The following is a 25,571-nucleotide window of genomic DNA, read 5'->3' as shown; positions in this document are numbered from 1 at the left end:
CGAGCTTGATAAGGTGGCCGAACAGCTGAACGGAAGGCCGCGGCAGACGTTGGGCTGGGCGAAGCCGGTCGAAGTCTTCAACGATTTGCTGGCGAAGCATGCGTCGCTATGACCGCTTGAATCCGCCCCATCTTTACTTATGGTCCATGACTTGGCGATCCAGGGCCGAATAGATTTACCGTCCGGAGAGACGAATACGAGACGATCGAGTACCTGATTCGCGATCCCCTGGTTCTGCCAGTAACCAAGATTGGCAAAATTGAACGAGTAAGGTGCCTGATAATCGAGATAGACAAGCTTGCCACCGCGGACCGGCGTACCGCTGCCCGCGCCCGTCGCCCTGCTTGTCGATCCTCCCGCGCTGGTGCCCGCGCAACCCGCCGCGAGGGCACCAGCCAGAAGCATCGCCACCGCGGGCCCCGCCAACTGCCGCAGTTTCACAGCGGCTCCTTCCGTGAGTCAGGCCCGCCGGGTGGCCCGCTGCCCAGCCAGTGGGCCAGACGCCCCGGCCACGCCACGGGTCTACTTGCTCAGCCAGGTGTTATAAAGCCATGGCGAGCTCCGGATCTGGCTGAATCCATGGACACTGGGCTGCGCGACGAATACCTGCGGGATGTCGACGAGCGGGGTGAGGTAGTAGTGATTGATCAGACCGGCCTGCAGCTTGACGATTTCCTCGTGCTGTTGCGCAGGGTCCAGATTCCCCGAGATGATCGACTTCGCCGCGCTCGCGAGCTCGGGGTCCTTATCCTTGAGCTGGAAGTAGTCCCCGTACGTGGACAGCGCGTCCCGCGCCAGGTTGTAGGCCGCGTCCCGGTTCAGGGTGAGGAGCTTGAAACCCGAAAGATCGGGGTTCTTGGCAGCCTGCGGATAATCCGAGTAATCGACCTGCTTGAGCTCAAGGTCGATACCGATCGCCTTCAGCGCGATCTGCAGATACTGGTAGAGAGCAGGACTGGTAACGTTATACACATCAATGAGCGCCTTGATGGTCAACTTTTGCCCAGCGCTGTTCTGCCGCACTTCAGAGCCCGGAGGGAGTACCCACCCCGACTGTTCCAGTAGCTTCCCCGCGGCGGCCGGATCGTACGTTTTCACGTCCGGAGATGCGACAAAGTCCGGAGCGCCTGACCGAAGCAGTCCGGTTGCCGGCAGATAGCCCGGCGCGTAGATCGTCTTGACCAGTTTATCGCGATCGACGGCAAGAGCGATGGCCTTACGAACGTTTATGTCGGACAGGTATCCGCTGCTGGTACCGAAAGCCAGGGAAGTCTGCGTCCCGTCCAAAAATCGTTGCGTGATTATCTGCAATCCCTTTTGCTGCGCCTTCGCCTGCTCACTCGGCTGGATGTAGTGAATCACATCAGCCTGTCCAGACTCCAGGGTACCCAGCCGAACGCTGTCCTCGACCACCGGAACAAACGTCACCGAGTTGAGGTACGCCTCGCCCTGGTGTTTTAGTACCGGCGGCGCCCAGTTGTAACCCTCCCGCCGGACGATCTTAGTCTCGGTCGGGCTGTTCTCCGTGATGACAAAGGGTCCGCTCCCCAGGAGGTTCGTGCCCTTGCCCTGCTCTTTGTAGCTGAGGCTGAAGTACTTGGTCGACACCAGGCCCGCGGTCTGGTAGGAGAGGGTGGCCAAGAAATAGCTGTTCGGCTGTTTCAGCCGCACCGTCACCGTACTCGTCGCATCGTCCGCCGAAACTGACTCGACCGCCGGGAAATATGCGTTCCGAATATTACCCTTGCCGTCCCCAAAGGCCTGGAACTCGAGGTTCTTCTTCACGTTACCCGCGTCGAGCACGGTTCCGTCGCTGTACGTCACTCCCTTCCGAATGACGAAAGTGTACGTCAGCCCGTCCTTGCTCTTATCCCATGACTGTGCAATCCACGGGTATAGCTTCGCCGTACCGGGGTCCTGAAACACCAGCCGATCCAGGACGCTATTGTCAATTGGCTGGTTCTGCCAGTAGGATAGATTGATAAAATTGAACGAGTAGGGAACCTGATAATCCAGATACGTCAGGCTCCCGCCGCTACGGGGCGCGCCCGCAGCGCTGGCGGGGGTAACTTCCGCACTACCGCTCCCGGAGCACGCACTCAGGATCAGCGCCGCGGCGACCCCGAGCACCGCGGCCGCCTTCCGCCTGGAGACCTTCATTGTGATCTGCCCTTCATCGACGTTCTCTTCCGCGAAATCGCATTCCTGAGCCGGGCCGAGCAGGCATCCACGGTCGTATCACGTTACGGTCTTGTAATCATGCCTTGATGACTCGCCCCGACTTCTCCGGACCACCTTGTGGCCCGGAATCGACGCCAGCAGGCGTTGTGTGTACGGGTCCTTCGGTGCGGCGAAGATTGCGTCAGTGTGGTTGGTCTCAACCAGCCGGCCCTCGTTGAGAACCGAAACCTCCGAGGCAATCTGCCGAACGAGACCGAGATTATGCGAGATGAAGACGTAAGTCAGTGCCTGCCTGCGCTGGAGATCCAACAACAGGTCAATGATCCGGGCCTGCACGGTGACGTCCAACGCCGAGGTCGGTTCGTCGAGAACAAGAATCTCGGGCGACAGCGCAAGTGCCCGTGCGATCGCGACCCGCTGGCGCTGACCCCCGGATATCTCCAGCGGCTTACGATTCAGCACGGCTTCGCTAAGCCCAACTTGTCGCAGCGCATCGACGACGACCCCGGGCCGTTCGCCACGCGAGTGGATGTCGTGGATGTCGAGCGGTTCACGGATGATGCGCTCCACAGTGAACCTGGGATCAAGCGCCGCCAACGGATTCTGATAGACCAGTTGCAGTTCGCGTGCATTCGGATTTATCTCCGGCGGCCGCGCGGGGAGCGCCCGTCCGGCGATTTCGACGAGGCCCTCATCAAACTCGGTCAAGCCGGCCAGGACGCGCGCCAGGGTCGTTTTGCCCGATCCGGACTCACCGACGATCGCGTGGATCGTCCCCTTCCGAATGGTAAGGCTGAGCTTGTCGAGTGCCCTGTTCTCAGTCGTTCCACGAAGTCCCGTGCGCTTGGCGAAGATCTTGGAGAGCCCGTCAACGGCAATCAGGACTTCGACCGTGGGGCGGGCGGCTGAGTCGTCGACAGCGTCCGCGTAGGTTCTGGTCGACAAACCCGGCGCATCCGTGATCAGCTGCTGTGTGTACGCGTCCCGAGGAGCTACCAGGACCGAGTCGGTCTCCCCTCGCTCGACGATCTGTCCGTGATTGAGGACGACCACCGAGTCGCTCCGGTCCTTGGCCAGAGCGAGGTCGTGCGTGATGAAGAGGACTCCGAGGTTGAGCTCGGCTTGTAGCTCGTCGATCAAGTCCAGAACAACGTCCTGCACGGTCACGTCGAGCGCGGATGTCGGCTCGTCAGCGACCAGCAAGGTCGGGTTTCCCGCGATCGCCGCGGCGATGAGCACGCGTTGCAGTTGGCCGCCGGACAGTTCGTGGGGGAACGACTTTGCCTTCTGGCGCGCGTCGCGGATACCCACCCGCTCCAGCAGGTCGACCGCCTCCTGTTGAGCGTCGGCGCGCTTGAGGTTGCGGTGCAGAGCATAAGATCGGGCCACAAAGTCGCCGACCTTCTTCAATGGATCAAGCGAGCCCAGAGGGTCCTGGGGAATATATGCCAGTGGGCGGCCTCTCAGGTTGCGCCAGGCTTTCTCTCTCAGGCCCAAGACACCCGCGCCGTCAATCAGCACCTCCCCGCCCTCGACCCGTCCGTTCTGGGGCAGGAGTCCGGTCACCGCCTGCGCGATGGTGCTCTTTCCGGACCCGGATTGGCCCACGAGTGCGACCGTCTCGCCAGCCCGGATCGAGAAGGAAACGTCGTTGACGACCGGAAAACGCAACTTCTGGTCGGCCCGGGCGTACGAGACAGATAGGTTACGAACGTCAAGTATCGGCGGGTTCCGTGCGCCCGGAATCACGTTCGACATTAGCCCACCTTCTTCCTGATGAAGTGACTGAACCTGCTTATGGCAATAACCGATACGACGATCGCGACACCGGGGAAATAAAGCAGCCAGGGCGACGAGATGATGTATTTACGCCCTTCGGAGACGAGCAGTCCCCATTCCGGGTTCGGCGGCGGCGCGCCATACCCGAGAAAGCTCAGGGAAGCGATCCAGATGATCGCGGAACCCAGTTGTAGAGCTGAGAGGGAGAGGACGGATCCGTAGGAGTTCGGCAAGATGTGCCGGGCCAGAATCCGCACTTTTCCGGCGCCGAGGTGTGAACTCGCCTCCACGAACTGCAGGTTCCGCACGGTGAGCACCTCTGACCGCATGAGCCGGGTGAAGGTCGCGATGTTCGCAACGCCGACGGCCACCGCGGCGCTGAACGCGCCAAAGCCGAGCGCCACGACGACCACCATCGAGAGCAGGAGCCCGGGAATCGAAAGAAGCACGTCGACGACCCGTCCGATGAGCGCGTCGACCAGACGTCCGAAATAGGCGGCTATCAGCCCCAGTACGATGCCGATCGCCAGCCCGATGACGACGGCTATCAATGATCCGGCCAAGGTTCGGGAAACGCCGTACACAACACGGGAGTAGAGGTCCCGGCCGAGGTAGTCAGTTCCGAACCAGTGGGCCCCCGAGGGGGATTGGAAAGAGGCGCTGACCGCCTCGTCCGGGGCGTACTTCGTCACCATTCCAGGAAGTGCGACAAAGATGATGAGGATCAGTATCCAGGAGAAGGCGAGGATGTCACCGAAGCGTGCGCCTCGGCTGGCCGAACGGAGGAGGCCGATAAGGCGGTGGCCAATAAGGCGGTGGCGAGGTACATCGGTGGCTGCGGCCGTCGCCGTGGTGGTGGTGGTGGTGGTGGCTGTATCCGTCATGCCGACCGCCGCGTCACGAGGCCGAGCAACCCGGGCCGCCTGGGTGCGGACGTCGTGCTCGTCCGTGCACTTGCTCTGTCGATCCGCGGATCGATGAACGGGTAGAGAAGGTCGGTGGCCAGGTTGAGCACTGTATAGATCACCGATATCAAGAGGGCGATGGCCATGACGACCGGGCCGTCCTGGTAGGTGACCGCCTGCTCCGCCACATAACCGATGCCACGCCGACCATAGATGATCTCGACAACCACCGAGCCGGCCAGGAGTTCGGCCGCGGTCAGGCCGAACAAGGTGATCGCGGGGATTGCGCCGTTCTTGAAGACGTTCACACTGACTATACGTTTCGTCGAGTTCCCCTGCGCCCTCAGCAACGAGACGAACGGCTGCTTCGCCGCTCGCTGCAAGCCCTGGATGAGTACCTGGGCAATGGGCGCGCATACCGCCAACGCAAGGGTGACAGCCGGGAAGATCAGCGACCTGAGACCTTCGTTACGTATGGATGAAAACCAGCCTAGCTGGAAGGAGAAGATCTCGATGAAAAGAAGGCCACTCACAAAGGTCGGAACCGACATGAAAAAGCCCGGTACCGTCTGGAAGAGTGTTCGGACGGCCTCCCAGGGCGCAAATACCCCGATTACCGCCAGAAGAGACGAGAGGACCAGTGAGATACCGAGCGCCAACGACGCCAGAAGCAGGGTCGAAGGAAATGCGCCGAAGACCTGCTCGCGAACCGGAAGGCCGCTTGCCAGCGAGTAGCCGAAGTCGCCGTGCAGTATTCGTCCGGTGTAGGTGATAAATTGATGAAAGAGGGTTTTGTCGAGTCCGTAGTAGGCGAGAAGCTGTTTCCCTTCGGCCGGCGGTAGCGGACTGTCGGGATTATCGATCCGGGACTCGATCGGATTGCCAGGAAGTACGTACAGGATCGAGAATACGAGTACGTAACTCAAGACGATGACGAGGGCAGCCTGCAGCGTGCGGCGGACGACGTAGAGCGGGTCCAGTCTTGCCACCGGCCGATCCTTTCTATGCTGTACGTAGGTCGCGTGTGCGGCGACGGTCGACCGTTCGCTGGTTAGAAGAATCCGACCGTTGGGAGACTGGCGCCGTTGACGACGTAGTCGCCGATGGCGCGCGCTTTGTAGGCCGTCGGATTGTGGGAGAAGAGCGTGCGGAGATTCCGCCAGTGACGATCGAGGTGGGTCGATTCCCGGACCGCCGAAGCGCCGCCAACACCATAGAGGTCGCTTGCCGCACGAAGGGCTATACCCTCCACGACGACCTTGGTCTGCGCGGCAAGCAGGGATGCTTCGTGTTCGAGTTCCGGATCGATGTCGGTGTGCTGGAAGTAATGCTCAGCCGATCGCTGTTGACCATCGGCCGCGGCCAGCACGGCGGCCTCGCCAATAAATGCGGCCGCTGAGATCTCGCCGATAATCTGCAGCAGTTGCGGATCATGGCGCGGCTGATCGGCGCCCGCCCACGAGTAGGTGCGTGCACGGGAACGCACAAGTTCGGCGGCGTCCGAGACGATGCTGCGCAAGATGCCGGTGGCGATGGCATGCAGAACCAGTTGTGGCTGTGATCCTCCCGGCTGGTTGGTGCGGTCACCCCAGTGATGTCTCGGGAGAAGCTCGCCAGGTTCTATGCGGACGTCCTCAAGAATCGTCGTGCCACTGCCGGTTTCGCGCTGGCCAATTCCGTCCCAGTCATCGGCGTGGACGACACCCGGCCGGTCCACGGGGATCACGGCGCTAACCGGCTGGTCGGCTTCGTCCGTCGCGGAGATGCGGAGATAGTCCGCATAAAGCGACCCGGTGCAGTAGAACTTCCGGCCGGTGATGCGGTAGCCGGTGCCGTCCCGGCGCAAGGTCGCGTCGAACTTGTGGGTGCCGATCGCATGACCACTGAGCTCGCTCCCCGCTCCGGCAAAGAGCCGACCAGAGATGATCTCCGAGAGCCATGGGGTGCCCTGCTCGACGTGACGTAGCCGCCAGCGCTCCTCGACGAATCCGTAGTGGACTCGAATGATGTGTGGAACGTCTGGATCGGCTTCCGCCAATCGGATTATGAGGGAGAAGAGTTCTCGTTTCGAGTATCCGCCGCCACCGGCGTCCGTGGGGATCCGGACCGCGCCCAGCCGAAGTTGCCGGATGAGTCGAACGGCGCGCTCCGGACGGCCGCCCCCCGCTTCACGTCGGCGTTTGGCGTCGTCGGCAATTTCAGCGATCGCTTCCGCGAGATCGGCCGAGTCTAGCTGCGGTGGACGCACCTCGGTGCTGGCAGTCATGCTGATTTCCTCGTCTTGAGTCAGGCGCGCAAGGCGGTGGTGGGATGAAGATGAGGTCCTTTTTTACGGCTTTATTCACCAGACCTCAGGTTTACTGTTCCGCGTCATTGAACGGCCACGTTTCTGCCAAGCATGCCGTCCTCGTCCGCGCGGGGTCCTGATATTTGACCGTCGATACGCCAGGCGTGCTCGGCCAGCCGGGTAGGTCGCCCGTTGGCCCTGCTGTGAATCGCCTCGGACGTGGTCCGCGAGGAAGCGTCTTGACGTTGCGCTACCAGCGACGGACCAGCTAGGTCACAGCCTTGCTAGGCCGGCCGACACTGCTCCGGGCCCAGACACCCGGTGCAGTTCACGGCAGCGGGACCACAGCCCCGGAGAGCGATCATGGCAGAAGTCTGACCGGGTAAACGGTGCCAACCAATGCTGTACCGCTACTGGCTAGATGTATCTGAACTTAGAGGTTGTCTCAGGTGGGGAGTTTCTTCCAGCAGATGATCGCGGCGGTGCGGCAGAGGAACCCGAGAAAATTGTGGCCGCCTGTGTTCCTAGCGGATGGTCAGCCTGCGGTACCCATCAAGCCAGCACATCGTTCGTTCGATCTTCCACCGGTACCGGCCGAGACGTTCGGTGCCGTCCACGCCGCGTCGGGCAATGCGCACACAGATCGTCCGGGACCAGCCGCAGAGCGAGGCAGAGCGAGACTGCTCTCCATCACATCCATGATCGGATATACACCCGGCGCAAGCCCCATCGGACGGCCAGGCATGATCAGGTGCTGGCCGGGGCAGCCAGGCCCTGTCGGTACCGTCCCGGCGACAGATGGTTCATCGACGAGGCTTACGTGAAGATCGCCGGCCCGTAGCCTCCGCTACCGCCACCGCCACCCTGCAGACCCTCACCCACCAGCTCGCCATCGACCACCACGCCGCGCTCGCCTGCCGCACGGATGGGTCGAACCGACCCAGCGTCGGCTGGCCTGGCTCACCGACGACATCCGGCTCTCCGCCCACCAGGACAAACACGTCATCCCCGTGCCACCCCTGCCCGTCGACGCTCTCCGAGCGGGTCCGCACTCGGTGCGCGGATCGTTTCCTCCGTGTTGCACGCACCGAATGGCAGGGCAATCGGTGTTTCCTAGCGTCCGTAGCTGAGCCAGTCACAGCCGCTGCGGATGCAAAGGACACCTGATGACAACCACAACAACCGCTCCTCGGGGCGCGGAACCGACCGGGTCCGCCGCGCCCGCGGGCAGGTGGCTCGAGGACTGGCGGCCGGAGGACGAGGGGTTCTGGCGGCGGACTGGGGCTCGGGTCGCCCGCCGCAACCTGCTGGTCTCGGTGCTCTCCGAACACATCGGCTTCTCGGTGTGGAGCCTGTGGTCGGTGTTCGTGCTGTTCCTGACGCCGGCGTACGGGATCAGCGCCGATCCGAAACATGCGGCGGCGGAGAAGTTCCTGCTCACGACGCTGCCGACCGCTCTGGGCGCCGGGGTGCGGCTGCCCTACACCTTCGCGGTGACGAAGTTCGGTGGCCAGAACTGGACGATCGTCAGCGCGAGCCTGCTGCTGATCCCGACGACAGCCGCGGCATTCCTGTTCAAACCAGGGGTCTCGTACGGCACGCTGCTGGTGCTGGCGGCGCTGGCCGGGGTGGGCGGCGGCAACTTCGCCTCGTCGATGACCAATATCAACTCCTTCTACCCGCAGCGGCTCAAGGGCCGGGCGCTCGGCCTGAACGCCGGCGGCGGCAACCTCGGGGTCGCGGTCGTGCAGCTGGTGGGGCTGGCCGTGCTGGCCACAGCCGGCAAGGGCCATCCCCGGGTGCTGCTGGGGATCTACATCCCGCTGATCGTGCTCGCCGCGCTGGCGGCGACGCTGTGGATGGACAACATCGCTCATGTGCGCAACGAGAAGCGGGCGATGCGCGACGCCTGCCACGACCCGCACACCTGGATCATCTCACTGCTCTACATCGGCACGTTCGGATCGTTCATCGGGTTCGGATTCGCCTTCGGGCAGGTGCTGCAGGGCCAGTTCGGCAGCCACTTCCTGACCGCCGGCAAGGTCGACCCGGTCAAGATTGCTTACCTGACATTCCTGGGCCCGCTGGTGGGATCGCTGATCCGCCCGGTCGGGGGATGGCTGGCAGACCACATCGGCGGTGCACGCACGACGGTGTGGAGCTTCGCGGCCATGGCCGCCTTTGCCGCGGTGGTGTTGGTGGCCTCGCGGGAGAAGTCGCTGCCCCTGTTCTACGTCGGGTTCATCGCCTTGTTCGTGCTGTCCGGCATCGGAAACGGCGCGACCTACAAGATGATCCCGGCGATTTTCCGCGCCAAAAGCCACGCGGCCATGCGGAGCGGCGGGGCCACGCAGGGCAGCGCGGCCACGCAGGACGGCGCGGCCGTGCACGACGGCGCGGAACCGGACGTGGCCGAGCGCGAGTCGCGGCGGCTGGCCAACGCAGTGATCGGCATCGCTGGCGCGATCGGGGCGTTCGGCGGGGTGCTGGTCAACATCGCGTTCCGGCAGGCGTTCCTCAGCAACGGCAGCGGAGACGCCGCCTACATCGGGTTCATCGCCTACTACCTGGGCTGCGTCGCGCTGACCTGGATCGTGTACCTACGCCCCTCCCAGCGGCGCCTGCCCGGCATCTAGTACCGCCACGGAGTGTGGGGGCCGGCGACGAATTCGGGTTCGTAGGCGAGCCGGTAGCCGCGCTTGACGACGGTGAGCACGATCCGTGGGTCGCCCAGGGCGGTGCGCAGCCGGCCGATGGCGACCTCGACGGCGTGTTCGTCGCAGCCGTCACCCGGGGCGATGGCGAGCAGCCGCCGACGCGAGACGACCTGCCCGGGTTTCGCGGTCAGTTCCCGCAGCAGCGCCATGCTCGCGCTGCTCAACGGCACCAGGCGATCGTCGACGACGACCGCCTGGCCCCGCACGTCCAGCAGGTGTCCGGCGGCGGGCAACCGCTGCCCGCGGCGGGCGGGGACCTGTTCGACGATCTCGCGGGCCAGCGCCCCGAGCCGGCTGCGCGACGGCTGGACGACCGGGATGTCCTCGCGCAGCAGGGGGCCGGCGGTGACCGGGCCGACGCAGGCGGCGACCACCGGGCCACGCAGCGCGGTTCGGACGGCGGCGCCGCAGCCCCGGGCGTCGGCGGTCTGCAGGAAACTCGCGGCCGCGGGGGCGCTGGTGAAGGCGAGCGCGTCGACCCCGCCGGCGATGACGGTGTCGACGAGTCGCCGCAGCGTCGCCGTGTCGTCGGGGGGCACCCATCGGTAGACGGGGACCTCGATCACCTCGGCGCCGGCCAGACGCAGGGTGTCGACCAGGTCCGGCAGCGGCTCGCCGTGCAGTTGCACCGCGATGCGGGTGCCGGCCAGGTCCGCACCGGACATGAGATGGTCGAGGACCTCGCTGGAGGACTCCGACTCCGGTGACCACGCTTCCCGCAGCCCGCTGGCGCGGATCGCGCCGCGGGCCTTGGGGCCACGGGCCAGCACCGTGGCCGTGTCGATGGCCTCGGTCAGCTTCTCGGCCAGTCCCCAGGCCTCGGCGGCGTCCATCCAGCCGCGGAACCCGATCCCGGTGGTGGCGACCACGATGTCCAGCGGCGCGTTCAGGCAGCGTTCGGTGGCCCGCCGCAGTTGGCTGTCGTCGGCCAGCGGCACGATCTGGATCGCCGGGGCGTAGACCACCTTCGCGCCGCGGCGTTCCAGGGCCGCCCCGAGTTCCATACGGCGCCGGGCCGCGGTAATGCCGATGGTGTAGCCAGCCAGCGGCTCGATTGTCTCCACGACGGTGCCGACCGGCCCCTCATCCACTCGGTGTCCAGACCTCGACCGTACCGTCACGATCCCGCACCGGATAGATGATCACGGTTACCCGCGGATCGTCCAGGCAGGCGCCGGTGCGCAGATCGAAGACCTGCTTGTGGAGCGGCGACGCCACTGTCGGGGCCTCGCCGCGACTGCCGACGATGCCGCGGGCGAGGACGTGGACGCCGGTGAACGGGTCCCGGTTGTCGAGGGCGTACAGCCGGCCGTCGAAGGTACGAAAGATCGCCACCTGCATGTCTCCGATCAGCGCCGCGGCGCCGCGTTCGGGCACCAGATCGGTGTAGCGGCACACCGCGGTCCAGACGCCGGCGGTCGCCGGGGTCCCCGGTGGGGGCGTGGCGGGTGATGCGGCCATGTCGGCTCGCCGGGTCACCGGATCACCTCCAGGGCCGCCACGGTGCCCGCCCGCCGGACCGGCGCCGGCACCGGCACCGGGAGCGGGACGGGACGCGGTTGGCCGCGTTCGGTGACGAACGCGACGCTCGGGTCGGGGAGATCAGGGGCGTTGACGAAGGAGGCGAAGCGGCGCAGCCGCTGCGGGTCGGCGAGCACGGCGGCCCACTCGTCCTGGTAGCGCTCGACGTGACGGGCCATCGCCGCGTCGAGTTCGGCGGCGATGCCGAGGGCGTCGTCGACGAGCACCGAGCGCAGATAGGCCAGCCCGTCCACGCCGCCGGCGGACAGGGACTCGACCCATCCGGCGGTGCGTTGCAGCCGGTCGGCGGTGCGGATGTAGAACATGATGAACCGGTCGATCGTCCGCACCAGCGTGGCGGTGTCGACATCGGTGAGCAGCAGGTCGGCGTGGCGGGGCCGGAAGCCGCCGTTGCCGCCGACGTAGAGGTTCCAGCCGTGTTCGGTGGCGATCACCCCGATGTCCTTGGACTGGGCTTCGGCGCACTCGCGAGCGCACCCGGAGACGCCAGCCTTGATCTTGTGTGGGGAGCGGATGCCCCGGTAGCGCAGCTCCAGCTCGATCGCCAGGCTCACCGAGTCCTGGACGCCGTAGCGGCACCAGGTGGAACCGACGCACGACTTCACCGTGCGCAACGCCTTGCCGTAGGCATGCCCGGACTCGAACCCGGCCTCGACCAGCCGCCGCCAGATCGCGGGGAGCTGCTCGATGCGGGCGCCGAGCAGGTCGATGCGCTGCCCGCCAGTGATCTTGGTGTAGAGGCCGAAGTCGCGGGCTACCTCGCCGATCGCGATCAGCTTCGCCGGCGTGATCTCACCCCCCGGCACCCGGGGCACGACCGAGTAGGTGCCGTTGCGCTGGATGTTGGCCAGTACGTGATCATTACTGTCCTGCAACGCGGCCTGCTCGCCGTCGAGGATGTGTCCGTGGTCGAGGCTGGCCAGGATCGAGGCCACCACGGGCTTGCAGAGGTCGCAGCCCCGCCCTCGGCCGTGGCGCTGGATCAGGTCGGTGAAGGTCGCGATGCCCTCGACCCGGGCGAACGCGAACAGCTCCGCCCGGGTGTGGTCGAAGTGCTCGCACAGCGCGGTGCCGACCGCGACCCCGGACTCGGCCAGCAGGGTCCTGAGCAGCGGCACACACGACCCGCAGCCGGTGCCGGCCCTGGTGCATGCCTTGATCCCGGCCACATCCGACAGGTCCCGGTCGGCGATGGCGGCGGTGATGGTGTCCTTGGTGACCGCGTGGCAGGAACACACCTGCGCATCCGCGGGCAGCGCCCCCGCCCCGGCACCCGCACCGTCGCCGACCGGGGCGATCATCGCCACCGGGTCGCCCGGCAGGGCCCGCCCGACCAGCGGCCGCAGTCCGGCGTACTTCGAGGCGTCACCGACCAGGACGCCACCGAGCACCGTGGTGGCGTCGTCGGAGACGACCAGCTTGGCGTAGCTGCGCCGCACCGGATTGGTCACCGTCACCTCGAGCGCGCCCGGCGTGGCCGCCAGGGCGTCGCCGAAACTGGCCACGTCGACGCCCATCAGTTTCAGCTTCGTCGAGGTGTCGGCTCCGGTGAACGACGCCGTGCCGCCGAGCAGCCGGTCGGCCAGCACCTCGGCCATCGCGTACCCCGGCGCGACCAGTCCGTGGACCCGCCCGCCGACGCACGCGCACTCCCCCACCGCAAAGATCGCCGAGTCCGAGGTGACGCAGCCGTCGTCGACCAGGACCCCACCACGCTGTCCGATCGCGAGGTCCGTGTCGCGGGCCAGCTGATCGCGCGGGCGCACCCCGGCCGAGAACACCACCAGGTCCACGTCCAGCTCGGCCCCGTCGGCCAACGTGGCCAGCATCCCCCCGTCGTGTTCGCGGCTGAGGGCAGCGACCGAGGTGCTCAGATGGACGGTGACACCGAGATCCTCGATCAGCGCGCGCAGTACTGCCCCGCCGCCCTCGTCGACCTGCAGCGGCATCAGCCGCGGCCCCAACTCCACCACGTGCGGGGACAGGCCCAGCAGCCGCAACGCCCGCGCCGCCTCCAGACCGAGCAGCCCGCCGCCGATCACCAGCCCGGCACGGCGGCCCCGGGTGCGGGTCGCGGCCTGCTTGGCGGCGGCGCGGATCGCGTCCAGATCCTCCAGGGTCCGGTAGACGAAGCAGCCCGGCAGGTCACGGCCGGGCACCGGGGGAACGAACGGGGCGGAGCCGGTGGCCAGCACCAGCGCGTCGTACCCGAACACCCGATGGCGGCTGGTGGTCACCGTCCGGGCTGCCCGGTCGATACCGGTCACCGCCTCGTCCAGGTGCAGGGCATAGCCGGGGGTCTCGTAGCAGCCGGGCTCGACCAGGTCCAGCTCGGTGGCGGTGGCACCGTCGAAGTAGGACGACAGCGCGACCCGGTCATAGGCCCGCCGCGGCTCCTCGGACAGGACGGTGACCTGCCAGCGCCGGTCGGTGTCGTGCTCACGCAGCGCCTCGACCAGCCGTTGCCCGACCATGCCGTTGCCGACCACCACCAGGCGACCGCCGGTGGGTTCGGACATCGACGTGTGCTCGAGGGCACGCTCGGGCAGGCGGTGGGCAGACATGTCTGCACTGTGCGCGGGGCGCGTTATCCGGACTACTCACCCGCGTTACAAGCGCGCAAGGTCTCCCTCACCCCGCACGCGGGCGGGATGTGCGGAGGATCTAACCGGTCGGTGCGCCGAGTCGTGACCCGCGGGTAACCGCCCCCTCCTACCGTCGGACGTCACGCACCACGTGGCGGCCCCGTCGGCCCCGTCGGGGCCTCGGGACCTCGGGACCTCGGGACCTCGGGACCGAATGGTGGCCGCCGGGACGAACGGGAGTGAGGGCGGGGTGAGTGCACTGGCGTCGGGCACGGCGGTGACCAGCGTGCGCACGGTCTGCTCCTACTGCGGGGTCGGCTGCGGCATGGTCCTCGACATCGGCCGCGACGAGGCCGGCACCAGGCGGGTCGTGCGGGCCTCCGGGGACAGGGCGCACCCGGCCAACGCCGGCCGTCTGTGCACCAAGGGCGCCACCACGGCGGACATGCTCGCCGCCGCGGGCCGGTTGGAGACCGCCCTGGTCCGCACCGACCGCGGTGAGCAACCGTCTCCGACCGACGTGGATGCCGCGATCGGTGAGGTGGCGCGGCGGTTGCGGGCGATCCTCCAGGAGCATGGCCCGGACGCGATCGCCTTCTATGTCTCGGGGCAGATGAGCATCGAGGCCCAGTATCTGGCCAACAAGCTCGCCAAGGGCTTCGTCGGGACGAACCAGATCGAGTCCAACTCGCGGTTGTGCATGGCCAGCGCCGGGTCCGGCTACAAGCTGTCGCTTGGCGCTGACGGGCCGCCCGGCTCCTATGACGACCTCGATCACGCCGACGTGTTCTTCGTGATCGGTGCGAACATGGCCGACTGCCACCCGATCCTGTTCTTGCGGTTGATGGACCGGGTCCGCACCGGCGGCGCCAGGCTGATCGTGGTCGACCCGCGGCGCACCGCCACGGCGGAGAAGGCGGATCTGTTCCTGCAGATCCGTCCCGGTACCGATCTCGCCCTGGTGAACGGGCTGCTGCACCTGCTCGTCGCGCACGGGCAGATTGACGAGGCGTTCATCGCCGAGCACACCGACGGCTGGGAGGCGATGCCCGGCTTCCTCGCCGACTACCCGCCCGCCGTCGTCGCCGACCTGACGGGCATTCCGGAGGCGGACATCCGCACCGCCGCCGCGTGGATCGGCGAGGCAGGCGAGTGGATGAGCCTGTGGACGATGGGCCTGAACCAGTCCACCCATGGCACCTGGAACACCAACGCGTTGTGCAACCTGCACCTGGCCACCGGGGCGATCTGCCGGCCGGGCAGCGGCCCGTTCTCGTTGACCGGACAGCCGAACGCGATGGGGGGCCGGGAGATGGGATACATGGGCCCCGGTCTGCCCGGGCAACGCTCCGTGCTCGTGGCCGAGGATCGCGCCTTCGTCGAGCAGCTGTGGCAGGTGCCGTCGGGGACGCTGCGGACCGAGGCGGGGCGGGGCACCGTCGAGCTGTTCTCGCGGATGGCCGACGGGCAGATCAAGGCCTGCTGGATCATCTGCACCAACCCGGTTGCCTCGGTGGCCAACCGCAGAAGCGTCATCGACGGCCTGGAGGCGGCCGAATTCGTGGTCACCCAGGACGTCTTCGCCGACACCGAGACCAACGCCTACGCCGACGTGATCCTGCCCGCGGCGATGTGGGCCGAAGCCGACGGAGTGATGGTCAACTCCGAACGCGGCCTGACCCTGCTCCAACCGGCGGCCGACCCGCCGGGTCAGGCGCTGCCGGACTGGGACCTCATTGCCCGCGTCGCCCGCGCCATGGGATTCGTCGAGGCCTTCACCTACCGCGACGCCACCGGGATCTTCGACGAAATCCGCCGGACCTGGAACCCGCAGACCGGCTACGACCTGCGCGGCGTCACCCACGCCCGGCTGCGCGAGGGCCCGGTGCAGTGGCCCGCCGCCCCGGGCGGCCCGGACCGCAACCCGATCCGCTACCGCAACGACGGCGCCAGCCAGCACCCGACCACCCGGCCTGACGGCAGCGTCCCGCGGCTGGTCTTTCCCACCGCGAGTGGCCGGGCGGTGTTCTACCCGCGTCCGCACCTGCCCGCGGCGGAGATGCCCGACGAGCAGTACCCGTTCCTGCTCAACACCGGCCGGCTCCAGCACCAGTGGCACACCCTCACCAAGACCGGCAAGGTCGACAAGCTCAACCGGCTCAACCCCGGGCCCTTCGTCGACATCCACCCCGACGACGCCACCCGCCTGGGCATCGCCGACGGCGACCTGGTCGACGTCGCCTCCCGCCGCGGCCGCGCGGTCCTGCCGGCCGTGGTCACCGAACGGGTGCTGCCCGGCTGCTGCTTCGCCCCGTTCCACTGGAACGACCTGTTCGGCGAATACCTGTCGATCAACGCCGTCACCAACGACGCCGTCGACCCCATCTCCTACCAGCCCGAGTTCAAGGTCTGCGCCGTCACGCTCACCAGGATCGCTGCCGCGCCGAGCCCCGCCGGCAGCGGCGAAGCCACACGGGCCGCCACCGCCGCGCCGGATGCGGCGGCCACGGAGCCGGTGCCGGCCCCCCTGGCAGCGGCCCCCCTGGCGGCAGCCCCGCTGGCGGCGGCGCTGTCGGCCCGTGAGCCGCGGCGATGGCCGACGACGGTCGACGGACCGGTCGACGCGCTCGGGGGACTGGCCGAAGCTCTCGGGATCAGCCAGCTCCGCCCGCCCGTCCTGACCGAGGACGAGCGCCGATACATGGCCGGGTTCCTCGCCGGGCTCGCCGCCGACCCGCAGTCCCAGCCGGTTTCGTCGACAGGGGCGGCGGTGCCGGTGCTGCCGACGCATGCTCCGATGGACCCCGACCGGGCGGCGTGGATCAACGGCGCGCTCGCCGGCCTGTACTCGCGCCACGCCGTCGTGCCCGGGGGGCCCGACGGGTCCGATCACCCCGGCGCCGACGCCCACACCCCCGCGCCGCCAGGCGCGTCGATCCGCGGCGGCTCCGCCGGCGGCGGGCGAGGGGTGCTCATCCTGTGGGCCTCGCAGACCGGCAACGCCGAAGACCTCGCCCTGCGCACCGCCCAGCACCTCACCGAGCACCGCGGCCCGGTGGCCCTGCAGCGGATGGGCGACTATGCCGGCCAGGTCCTGCCCACCCACGTCGATCTGCTGCTGATAACCAGCACCTTCGGCGCCGGCGAGGCGCCCGACAACGGCGCCGGGTTCCTCGACACGCTCGCCGCCGACGACGCCGCACTCCAGGACGTCCGCTACGCCGTGCTCGCCCTCGGCGACTCCAGCTACAGCGACTTCTGCGGCCACGGCCGGCGCCTCGACGAGCGGTTCGCGCACCTCGGCGCCACCCGGCTGCTACCCCGGGTCGACTGCGGGCCCGACTACGAGACCGACGCCGCCGCCTGGCTTGACCGGGTCACCGCCGCCGTCGCCCAGCAGCCCGCCACCGCCACCGCCGGCGCGTCGGCCGTGCCCACTCCGTCGACGGTGCCCACTGCGTCCGCCGGCCCCATCCCGCCGGCCGGCCCCATCCCGCCGGCCGGGCCCGGTCCGTCGGCCGTACCGCCGACCACGCCGGCCCCGGTCGCCCGGACCGAGTTCCGCCCCGCCACGCTGGCCGGCAACCGGCTGCTCAGCCAGCCCGGCGCGACCAAGGAAGTGCGTGAGTTCACGATCGACCTGTCCGGCACCGGGCTCACCTACCAGGCCGGCGACTCCCTGGCCGTCAGGCCGACCAATGACGCCGGCCTGGTCGCCGAATGGCTCGCCGTCACCGGAATCGACGCCGAGGAGATCGTCGACATCCCGACCACCGGGCAGATCCCCTTCGCCGACGCGCTCCGGGAGCACCTGGAAATCGCCGCACCCACCAATGGCCTGCTGCGGTTCGTCGCCGACCGCAGCCACGACCGTAGACTGCGGCAACTACTGCGCGCCACCGGCCGCATCGAACTCGACACCTGGCTGTGGGGCCGCCAGGCCATCGACGTCATCGGCGAGTTCGCCGTCCCGGCCAGCGCCCAGGACTGGGCCGACACCCTCGCCCGCCTGCGGCCGCGGCGCTACTCGATCTCCTCCAGCCCACTCGTCGACAGCACCCGGGCACGGATCCTGGTCTCCGTTGTCCGCTACGACAACCCCGATGGCAAGCGACGCACCGGGGTCTGCTCCGCCCACCTGGCCGACTCCCCGCTCGACACGCGGCTGCCCGTCACGGTGCACCCGACCACGCGCTTCCGACCGCCCGACGACCCGACCACCTCCATGATCATGATTGGACCCGGCACCGGACTCGCCCCGTTCCTCGGCTTCCTCGAGGAACGCCGCGCCCGCGCGCACCCCGCACAGAACTGGCTGTTCTTCGGCGAGCAGCGGTATGCCACCGACTTCTACTACCGCGACGAGCTCAATGCCCTCTACCAGGACGGCGCTCTCGCGCGACTGGACGTCGCGTTCTCCCGCGACCAGCGCGCCAAGATCTACGTGCAGGACCGCCTCCGCGAACGCGGCGCGCACGTCTGGGACTGGATCAGCCGAGGGGCCCACGTCTACGTCTGCGGCGACGCCACCCGCATGGCCAAAGACGTCCACCAGGCCCTCCGCGACGTCGTCGCCCATCACGGCACCATGAACCACGACGACGCCACCGCCTACCTGAAGGACCTCGCGGCCAGCAACCGCTACGTCCGCGACGTGTATTAGGCCGCGTATTCGGCTGTGATCAGGACGGTGTGTCCGCGCCGCTCGGTCCGGATCGTCGAGGCGTCGACGTGGGTGCATGTCGTGGTCGTGGCAGTCGGAGCCGTCGATGGCAGTCGGAGTCGTCGATGGCAGTCGGAGTCGTCGATGGCAGTCGGACTTGCGCCCGGCATCGCGGCGCGGCTCCGCGGAATACCATGATCATCGAGGGTCGGACTCGGGCTGAACAACCCGCGCCTCACCGATCACACACAGGCATGACGATCGGTCCGTGGCAGTCCCGGCCCCAAGGCGGTCAGCGGATGCTGGAGATTGCTACCCGTTCGCGCGGCCCCGACCGTCATCACCCTCCAGCAATGGCCGACGCAACCGACAGGCAACGGCCAGTACGGTGCCTCTGGACGCCACTCCTTGATCTTCAGGGACGAAGCTGACGCGAACCTTTGCGGGATTGGGGCGTGTCGACGCGCCGCTCCCTTACCCGCGGGCCGGAGAGTGATTGCCTGATCCCCCAGAGTGGCCGATGCCATGACGGTGGACGACCACCTTCCGGGAGGCGTCGATGAGCACGGTGCAGGCGGTCAGGGTGGCGGTGGCCACGGCGGTGATGACCGCGGTGGCCGTGACCGGTGCCGCCCTGTCGACCGGAGTGGCGGTGGCGGCAGCACCCACCGGGCCCGTGGCGCCGATCGACCTCGGTGCTCTGCCGGGCATCACCCACAACAGCGCCGCCTCGATCAACGATCGCGGGGACGTCGTCGGCTCCGGCTACAGCTCCCCGTACGACAACCATGGATTCCGCTGGTCCCGCGGGGTCCTCACCGCCCTGCCCGACGCGGCGCGAGCACCCTTCCTGATCAACGATGCCCGGCAGATCGCCGGCGATCTGCCAGGACGCTTCTCCTCGTCCGGCTTTGTGATCCGACCCGACGGAACCGTGGTCGACCCCGGTTTCACCCCGGCCGACCAGAACGAGCGCGGCCAGGTGGTCGGGACGGGTCCGGTCACCGGCGGGACGCACGCGATGAGCTGGCGCGACGGCCGGACCGTCGATCTCGGTGCTCCCGCCGGCCACACCAGCGCGGCCATCGCGGTGAGCGACAATGGTTGGATCCTGGGTGAGATCCAGCGCAGCGACCACCTCGACGACTACTTCGCCCGCTGGGTGCACGGCCGCTGGGTGCCGCTGCCCAGCCCGAACGGGCGCGCTGTCGACATCAACAACCGTGGTGACGTCGTCGGCTGGGCCACGACGCCGGCCGGAAACACCCACGCCGTGCTGTGGCAGGGCAACCACGCCATCGACCTGGGCCCCGAGGACGCAGCCCTCAGCGAGGCGCTGGCCATCAACAACGCCGGCCAGATCGTCGGCTCGACGTTCGATCCGGTGACCGACGCCGAGCACATCCTGCTCTGGGATCGAAGCCGCCGGACCGATCTGGGGACCTTCGGCGGTTCCTTCGCCCGGCCGATCGCCCTCAACGATCGGGGCGACATCGTCGTCATGACCAGCACCGCATCCTTCCGGTGGAGCCACGGCCGGTCCGTGCAGCTCGGCGGCTCCGCCGACCCGGTGGCGATCAACAACCTCGGGCAGGTCGTGGGTTCCGTGCTGCTACCCGACGGCACGAGCCACGCCGCCCTGTGGAACTGACCCGAGCGATTCAGGTGGCGCCGCGGGACAGCTTCGAGGGCCACCAGATCTTCGCGCCGATGTCGTGGCTGAGCGCCGGGACGAGCACGGAGCGGACCAGGATCGTGTCCAGCAGCACGCCGAAGGCGACCGAGAAGCCCACCTGGGCCAGGAAGACCAGCGGTAGCACGCCCAGCACCGCGAACGTCCCGGCGAGGACGACGCCGGCCGAGGTGATGACCCCGCCGGTCACCGCGAGGCCGCGCACGATGCCGGGGCGGGTGCCGTGGGTGAGCGTCTCCTCCCGCACCCGGGTCATGAGGAAGATGTTGTAGTCGATGCCCAGGGCGACGAGGAAGATGAACGCGAACAGCGGGAAGCCCGGATCGGCGTTGGCGAATCCGAGGATGTGGTTGAACACCACCGCGCTCACTCCCAGCGTCGCGGCGAAGGACAGCACCACCGTCGCGATGAGCAGGATCGGCGCGAGCAGCGCGCGCAGCAGGGCGCCGAGCACGACGAGGATGACCAGCAGCACGATCGGGATGATCAGGTTCCGGTCGTGGCGTGACGCCGACTGGGTGTCGAGGTTGATCGCGGACTGGCCACCGACCATCGCGTCCGCGCCGGGGATCGGGTGCACGGCGGTGCGGATGGCGGTGATCGTGTCGTAGGCCGCCGCCGTGTCGTAGCGGTGGACGATGCTTGCGTCGACGGCGATCCGCCCGTGGACCGGCGCGATCCGCACCGCCGCCGCCGGGCAGCCGTCGGCGTCCGGCGCCGGGAACCGCCCGCCGCTGGCGAGGATGCCGGCGAGCTTGGCGTAGTCGACCTCGACGCACACCGCACCCGGATCTGTGGCCACCCCGTCGACCTTCGAGACGGCGGCGATGACCGCCGGGGCGGCCTCGGTGTTGGCGATGATGACCGCGGGTGCCCCCTCGCCCTGACTGAAGTTGGCGTCGAAGATCTTCTGGCCGACGATGGCGTCGGGGTGGCCGGTGATGCTGTCGGTGGACGACAACCCGTCGACCTTCAGCGTGCCGATGAGCCCGGCGCAGGCCAGCAGCACGACGGCGGTGGCGATCCAGGCGAGGCGGGCGCGGCGGACGAGCCCGGCGGCGAAGCGGGCCCACAGGCCGTGGCTGGCCTGGTCGACCTGGTGGTCCAGCCGGGGGACGCGCGGCCAGAAGATCCACCGGCCGCCGAGGACGAGAAGGACCGGCAGGAAGATCAGCATGACCAGGGCGGTGGAGGCGATGCCGATCGCCGCCACCGGGCCAAGGCTGCGGGTGGAGTTCAGCTCGCCCAGGCTCAGGCAGAGCAGGCCGAGGATGACGGTGACCGCCGAGGCGATGATCGCCGGGGCGGCACCTCGCCAGGCGGTGATCATCGCCTCGACCCGGCTGGCGTGGGTGTGCAGCTCCTCGCGGTAGCGGCTGACGAGCAGCAGGGCGTAGTCGGTGCCCGCGCCGATAACGAGCACGGACAGGATCCCCTGGCTCTGCCCGTTGAGGGTGAGCACGTCGTGCTTGGCCAACGGGTAGATGACCAATGCCGAGACGCCGAGGGCGAGCACCGAGCTGAACAGCGGGAAGAACCACAGCACCGGGCTGCGGTAGACGAGCAGGAGAATGCCGACGACGACCAGGCCCGCGGCGAGCAGCAGCAGACCGTCGAGCCCGGAGAACGCCTCGATGAAGGCGACCAGCAGCCCGCCGGGGCCGGCGGAGTGCACCACCAGCCCGGCCGGCGCCCCGGCCCGCGCGGCGGCCAGCACGGCCTTCTCGACGTCGACCAGCTCGTCGCCCTGGACCTCCCGGTCGCCGTCCTTGCCGACGATCGGCACAGCGACGTTCGCCACCTCGCCACTGCGGGCGAACTGCGGCGACCCGAGCTGGCCGGCGTCCACGCCGCGGATCTTGGCGAACGCGCGCACGTCCGCAGCGATCTTCGCCTTGTCCGCGGCCGTCAGCCCGCCGCCGCGCTGGTAGACGACGAAACCCGGGATCGTCTGCAGCGAGCGGAACTCCTGCGCGGCCTTGTCGACCTTGGTCGACTCCGCCGAGCCCGGCAGGTAGGCCGCGTTGTCGTTCTTCTGGACCTCCCCGAGCTTGCCCTGGTAGGAGCCGCCGACCGCGCCGAGCAGCAGCCAGCCCACCGCGAGGACCGCGAACACGTAGACAACCCGCGGCCGCCGGCGGCGGACGGAGCCATCCGGCCCCTCACCGGGCACGCGACCGCCGGGCGACGCGGCCGAGGATGCCGACCGCGCTGCCGGCGGGGATCCCTCGGCCGGCAGGCGGGGCGGCGGCGTACCCCGAAGCGATCCCTCGGTGAGGCCGCCGGATTCCCGCTCGGGCGACCGGGGCAACCCGGCCACCGGCCCAGGCCCACCCGAAGTGATCACGGGCTCCTCGGCGCGCCCGCCCTCGGGTCGCTCGCCGTTGCTCATGTCTGTGCCTCATCCCGGTCGCGCCGTGCCGATCCGCCGAGGGCGATTGTGACGCACCCCTCCGACAAAATCGGCCCGGTCCTCTCTGGGCGACGAGGACCCGGACCGGCTCAGACGAGGTTGTCCACCGCGGCGGCGGCCCGCGCGGCGAGCAGGGTGTTGCGCAGCAGCATGGCGATGGTCATCGGCCCGACCCCACCGGGGACCGGGGTGAGCAGGCCGGCGACCTCGCGCACGGCGTCGAAGTCGACGTCGCCGCGAAGGCCCTGCTCGGTGCGGTGCATGCCGACATCGATGACGGTCGCTCCGGGCTTCACCGCGTCCGCGCCGATGATCGCCTGCTTCCCGGCGGCGACGACCAGCACGTCCGCACCGCGGCAGACGGCGGCCAGGTCCCGGGTGCGGGAGTGGCAGACGGTGACGGTTGCGTTGCGCCCGACCAGCAGCTGAGCGACCGGGCGGCCGACCAGCTCGGAGCGCCCGACGACGACGGTGGGGGCGCCGCTGAGCTCCACGTCGTAGGCGTCGAGCAGCTCGATGATCCCCGACGGGGTGCAGGGCCGCAGCCCGGGCAGGCCGCGGGCAAGCAGGCCGACGCTGGGGGTCGTCAGCCCGTCGACGTCCTTCTCCGGTGGGATCCGCTCGACCAGCGCGGCGCCGTCGAGCCCCTCGGGGACGGGGAGCTGGAGCAGGATCCCGGAGACCGCGGGGTCCGCGGCGAGGGAGTCCAGCAGCGCGGCGATCTTGTCCTGGGGGGTGTCGGCGGGCAGATGCTGGTGCAGGTCGGCCATGCCCGCCTCGACGCAGGCCCGACGCTTGCCGCCGATGTAGACCGCGGACGCCGGGTCGTCGCCCACCAGGACGGTCGCGAGCCCCGGCTGGCGGCCCGTGGCCGCGCGGAATTCGGCGACGTCCCGGCCCACGTCCGCACGCACTCGCGCGGCCACGGCCTTACCATCGATGATCACTGCGCTCATGTCGGCCTTTCGCCCTCACGATGTCCGGTCGGATCCGCCGTCGACGACCCGGCGCGCCGCCCAGCACCGCGTCACGCGGCCGGCGTCGGCGACGGCCCGATCGAGCACGCTACGCCAATCCGCCGCAACGGTGCCCGCGAGCGTCCCCGACCGATGACGGGGGACCGATGACGGGGGACCGATGACGGGGGACCGATGACGGGGGACGGGACGGAACCCGCCCCGTGACCCGGCGGCGGGCCACGGCGGTCCCCATCAGCCTGCCCGGGCCCGGGCCCGGGCACCATCTCACCTTCGCCGGGGTCGACCGGACCGGCATGGAGATCGTCGACAGGGCAGCCGCAGCCTCATGCGGCGTTCTAGCCTGGATGAGTGTCAGATTCCGTGAGCTTCGACCGCATCGCCCACCGGTACGACGCCACCCGGGGCGGCGACGAGCGGGGGCGGCTCGTCGCCGAGGCGGTCGCCCCGCGGTTGCCCGGGGAACGGTTGCTGGAGATCGGCGTGGGCACCGGGCTGATCTCGCGCGCCTTCGCCGAGCGGGGCCGGTCCGTGATCGGCGTCGACCTGTCCGCCGCCATGCTCGCGCATGCCCGCGGACGCCTGCCCGGCCGGATCGTCCGCGCCGACGCGGCGGCCCTGCCGCTGCGCACCGGGTCCGTGGACGCCTGCCTCGCCGTGCACGTCCTGCATCTCGTCGGGGATCCTGCGCGGGTCCTCACCGAGGTCGCTCGGGTGCTGCGGCCGGGTGGCCTGCTCGCGGTCGTCGGCGTCGCGGAGCACGCGCAGCTCAGCGACGTCACCGCCGTGCTGCGGGACCTCAACGAGGCGCTGTATGCCGAGCGCCCCCGCCGGGACCGGCCGGGGCTCCTGCTGCCGGCCGCCGAACGCAGCGGGCTACGGCTGGTCGAGGAGTTCTCCTTCGCACGAGAGGAACGGGAAACGCTCACCCCGGCCGAGGCCCGCGCGCAGATCGAGGGCCGGCTGTGGTCGACCCTGTGGGATCTCACGGACCGGCAGTGGGCGACGATCGTCGAACCGGCCGTCGCCGCGCTGCGCCGGCTGCCCGAGCCCGACCGGCCCCGGCCGGGTGGCCGCCGTTCTCGCGCGATGATTCTGCGACTGACGGACGCCGCCGGCGAAGGCGAGGCACCCCAGTAACCCTGGCCAGCCCTGCAGCGGCGCGGGTGCCGCACAACAGCCGCCGCGGGATCTCAGGTCAGGTGCCGAGCCGGCCAGGGGACAGCGAGCGGACCATCGGCAGGCTCGGGGTCGGCACCGCTCCGAGCCAGAGCCGCACCTCACGGGCGGTGCACAGCCGCACCACCCGGGCGGCCGCGCCATGCGCGTCGAGAGCCCGCAGCAGGCGGGCCCGGCCGTCCCGCGGGTAGTTCCACAGCCAGCGAAGGAACGCCAGGTCCAGCTTCTCGGGGCAGCCGGCGGCGGCGTCGGGACGGTTGCGGCCATGCCAGCGGGCCCAGCGGCGCACCACCCGGGCAATGGCGATCCGCCGCGGCAGGTCGAGGAAGACGATGAGCTCGGCGGCGGGGATGCGCAGATCGAGCGTGCCGCCGTAGTTGCCGTCCATCACCCAGGCCGGTTTCGCCACGAGGCTGGCGACGACGGCGCGCCACTCTTCCACCGGCGTCGCGACCCAGCCGGGCCGCCAGAAGTGCCGGTCGAGGTGCACCGCCGGCAGGCCGGACTGCCGCGCGAGCTCACGGGCGAGGGTGCTCTTGCCGGCGCCGCCGCTGCCGACTACGAGGACCCGCTGGACGTCGGGGGTCATCGACGGCGGGCCCTGCCGGCCCGTCCCGAGCGCATTCACAACGCCAGTGTCCCACCGGGAC

At 68.9% G+C, this 25,571-nt stretch carries 15 protein-coding genes and 2 pseudogenes; 5 read left to right on the top strand and 12 right to left on the bottom strand.

What is annotated here, in order from left to right; all coding sequences use genetic code 11:
* The 6 genes and pseudogenes from NBZ85_RS33975 to NBZ85_RS07265 all read right to left on the bottom strand — a co-directional run.
* Positions 1–441 (bottom strand): annotated as a pseudogene (locus tag NBZ85_RS33975) (hypothetical protein); the annotation flags it as partial.
* Between the two features lie 81 nt (positions 442–522).
* Entirely contained in the window at positions 523–2,160 is a 1,638-nt protein-coding gene (locus NBZ85_RS07285) for an ABC transporter substrate-binding protein (protein WP_261553614.1), read from the bottom strand.
* Between the two features lie 78 nt (positions 2,161–2,238).
* A complete protein-coding gene (locus NBZ85_RS07280) occupies positions 2,239–3,939 on the bottom strand; it encodes a dipeptide ABC transporter ATP-binding protein (RefSeq protein WP_261561688.1) in 1,701 nt (566 codons plus the stop codon).
* The gene (locus tag NBZ85_RS07275) at positions 3,939–4,844 is read right to left on the bottom strand and encodes an ABC transporter permease (RefSeq protein WP_261561687.1); all 906 of its coding nucleotides are present in this window, start codon (positions 4,842–4,844) and stop codon (positions 3,939–3,941) included. The genes NBZ85_RS07280 and NBZ85_RS07275 overlap by 1 nt, the downstream gene beginning before the upstream one ends.
* Complete coding sequence (locus NBZ85_RS07270) at positions 4,841–5,854, bottom strand: ABC transporter permease (protein WP_261553611.1); 1,014 nt, start codon at positions 5,852–5,854, stop codon at positions 4,841–4,843. Before NBZ85_RS07270 ends, NBZ85_RS07275 begins: the two co-directional genes overlap by 4 nt.
* Positions 5,855–5,916: 62 nt before the next feature.
* A complete protein-coding gene (locus NBZ85_RS07265) occupies positions 5,917–7,131 on the bottom strand; it encodes an acyl-CoA dehydrogenase family protein (protein WP_261553610.1) in 1,215 nt (404 codons plus the stop codon).
* A 772-nt stretch (positions 7,132–7,903) separates the two neighbouring features.
* Between NBZ85_RS07265 and NBZ85_RS07255 the strand changes: the two are divergent.
* Positions 7,904–7,987 (top strand): annotated as a pseudogene (locus tag NBZ85_RS07255) (IS6 family transposase); the annotation flags it as partial.
* A gap of 331 nt (positions 7,988–8,318) precedes the next feature.
* Complete coding sequence (locus tag NBZ85_RS07250) at positions 8,319–9,788, top strand: nitrate/nitrite transporter (protein ID WP_261561686.1); 1,470 nt, start codon at positions 8,319–8,321, stop codon at positions 9,786–9,788.
* Here NBZ85_RS07250 and NBZ85_RS07245 read toward each other — a convergent pair.
* The 3 genes from NBZ85_RS07245 to nirB are packed head-to-tail and all read right to left on the bottom strand — an operon-like array spanning position 9,785 to position 13,930.
* Positions 9,785–10,960: a uroporphyrinogen-III synthase gene (locus NBZ85_RS07245; RefSeq protein WP_261553608.1), complete on the bottom strand. Its 1,176-nt coding sequence runs from the start codon at positions 10,958–10,960 to the stop codon at positions 9,785–9,787. The genes NBZ85_RS07250 and NBZ85_RS07245 overlap by 4 nt on opposite strands.
* Positions 10,953–11,348, bottom strand: coding sequence for a nitrite reductase small subunit NirD (gene nirD / locus NBZ85_RS07240; RefSeq protein WP_308204928.1), 396 nt, complete (start codon positions 11,346–11,348; stop codon positions 10,953–10,955). Before nirD ends, NBZ85_RS07245 begins: the two co-directional genes overlap by 8 nt.
* Entirely contained in the window at positions 11,345–13,930 is a 2,586-nt protein-coding gene (gene nirB / locus NBZ85_RS07235) for a nitrite reductase large subunit NirB (protein WP_261561685.1), read from the bottom strand. The genes nirD and nirB overlap by 4 nt, the downstream gene beginning before the upstream one ends.
* Positions 13,931–14,246: 316 nt before the next feature.
* Between nirB and NBZ85_RS07230 the strand changes: the two genes are divergently transcribed.
* Both NBZ85_RS07230 and NBZ85_RS07225 read left to right on the top strand, forming a co-directional pair.
* A complete protein-coding gene (locus tag NBZ85_RS07230) occupies positions 14,247–18,659 on the top strand; it encodes a molybdopterin-dependent oxidoreductase (protein WP_308205164.1) in 4,413 nt (1,470 codons plus the stop codon).
* 559 nt (positions 18,660–19,218) lie between these two features.
* Entirely contained in the window at positions 19,219–20,310 is a 1,092-nt protein-coding gene (locus NBZ85_RS07225) for a hypothetical protein (RefSeq protein ID WP_261553607.1), read from the top strand.
* Between the two features lie 10 nt (positions 20,311–20,320).
* On the opposite strand, the gene NBZ85_RS07220 is transcribed toward NBZ85_RS07225, so the two are convergent.
* Both NBZ85_RS07220 and folD read right to left on the bottom strand, forming a co-directional pair.
* Positions 20,321–22,744, bottom strand: coding sequence for an MMPL family transporter (locus NBZ85_RS07220; protein WP_261553606.1), 2,424 nt, complete (start codon positions 22,742–22,744; stop codon positions 20,321–20,323).
* A 110-nt stretch (positions 22,745–22,854) separates the two neighbouring features.
* Positions 22,855–23,721, bottom strand: a complete 867-nt coding sequence (gene folD, locus NBZ85_RS07215) for a bifunctional methylenetetrahydrofolate dehydrogenase/methenyltetrahydrofolate cyclohydrolase FolD (protein ID WP_261561684.1) — start codon at positions 23,719–23,721, stop codon at positions 22,855–22,857.
* A gap of 384 nt (positions 23,722–24,105) precedes the next feature.
* Between folD and NBZ85_RS07210 the strand changes: the two genes are divergently transcribed.
* A complete protein-coding gene (locus NBZ85_RS07210) occupies positions 24,106–24,882 on the top strand; it encodes a class I SAM-dependent methyltransferase (protein ID WP_261553604.1) in 777 nt (258 codons plus the stop codon).
* Between the two features lie 58 nt (positions 24,883–24,940).
* Here NBZ85_RS07210 and NBZ85_RS07205 read toward each other — a convergent pair.
* Positions 24,941–25,571 (bottom strand): P-loop NTPase family protein (locus NBZ85_RS07205; RefSeq protein ID WP_308205163.1); only part of this gene is annotated, 631 nt, incomplete at its 5' end.

The organism is Frankia tisae, assembly GCF_025403405.1.
Classification (GTDB): domain Bacteria; phylum Actinomycetota; class Actinomycetes; order Frankiales; family Frankiaceae; genus Frankia; species Frankia tisai.
The sequence above is the reverse complement of the archived record's forward strand: the minus strand, read 5'-3'. Positions and strand labels throughout refer to the sequence as shown.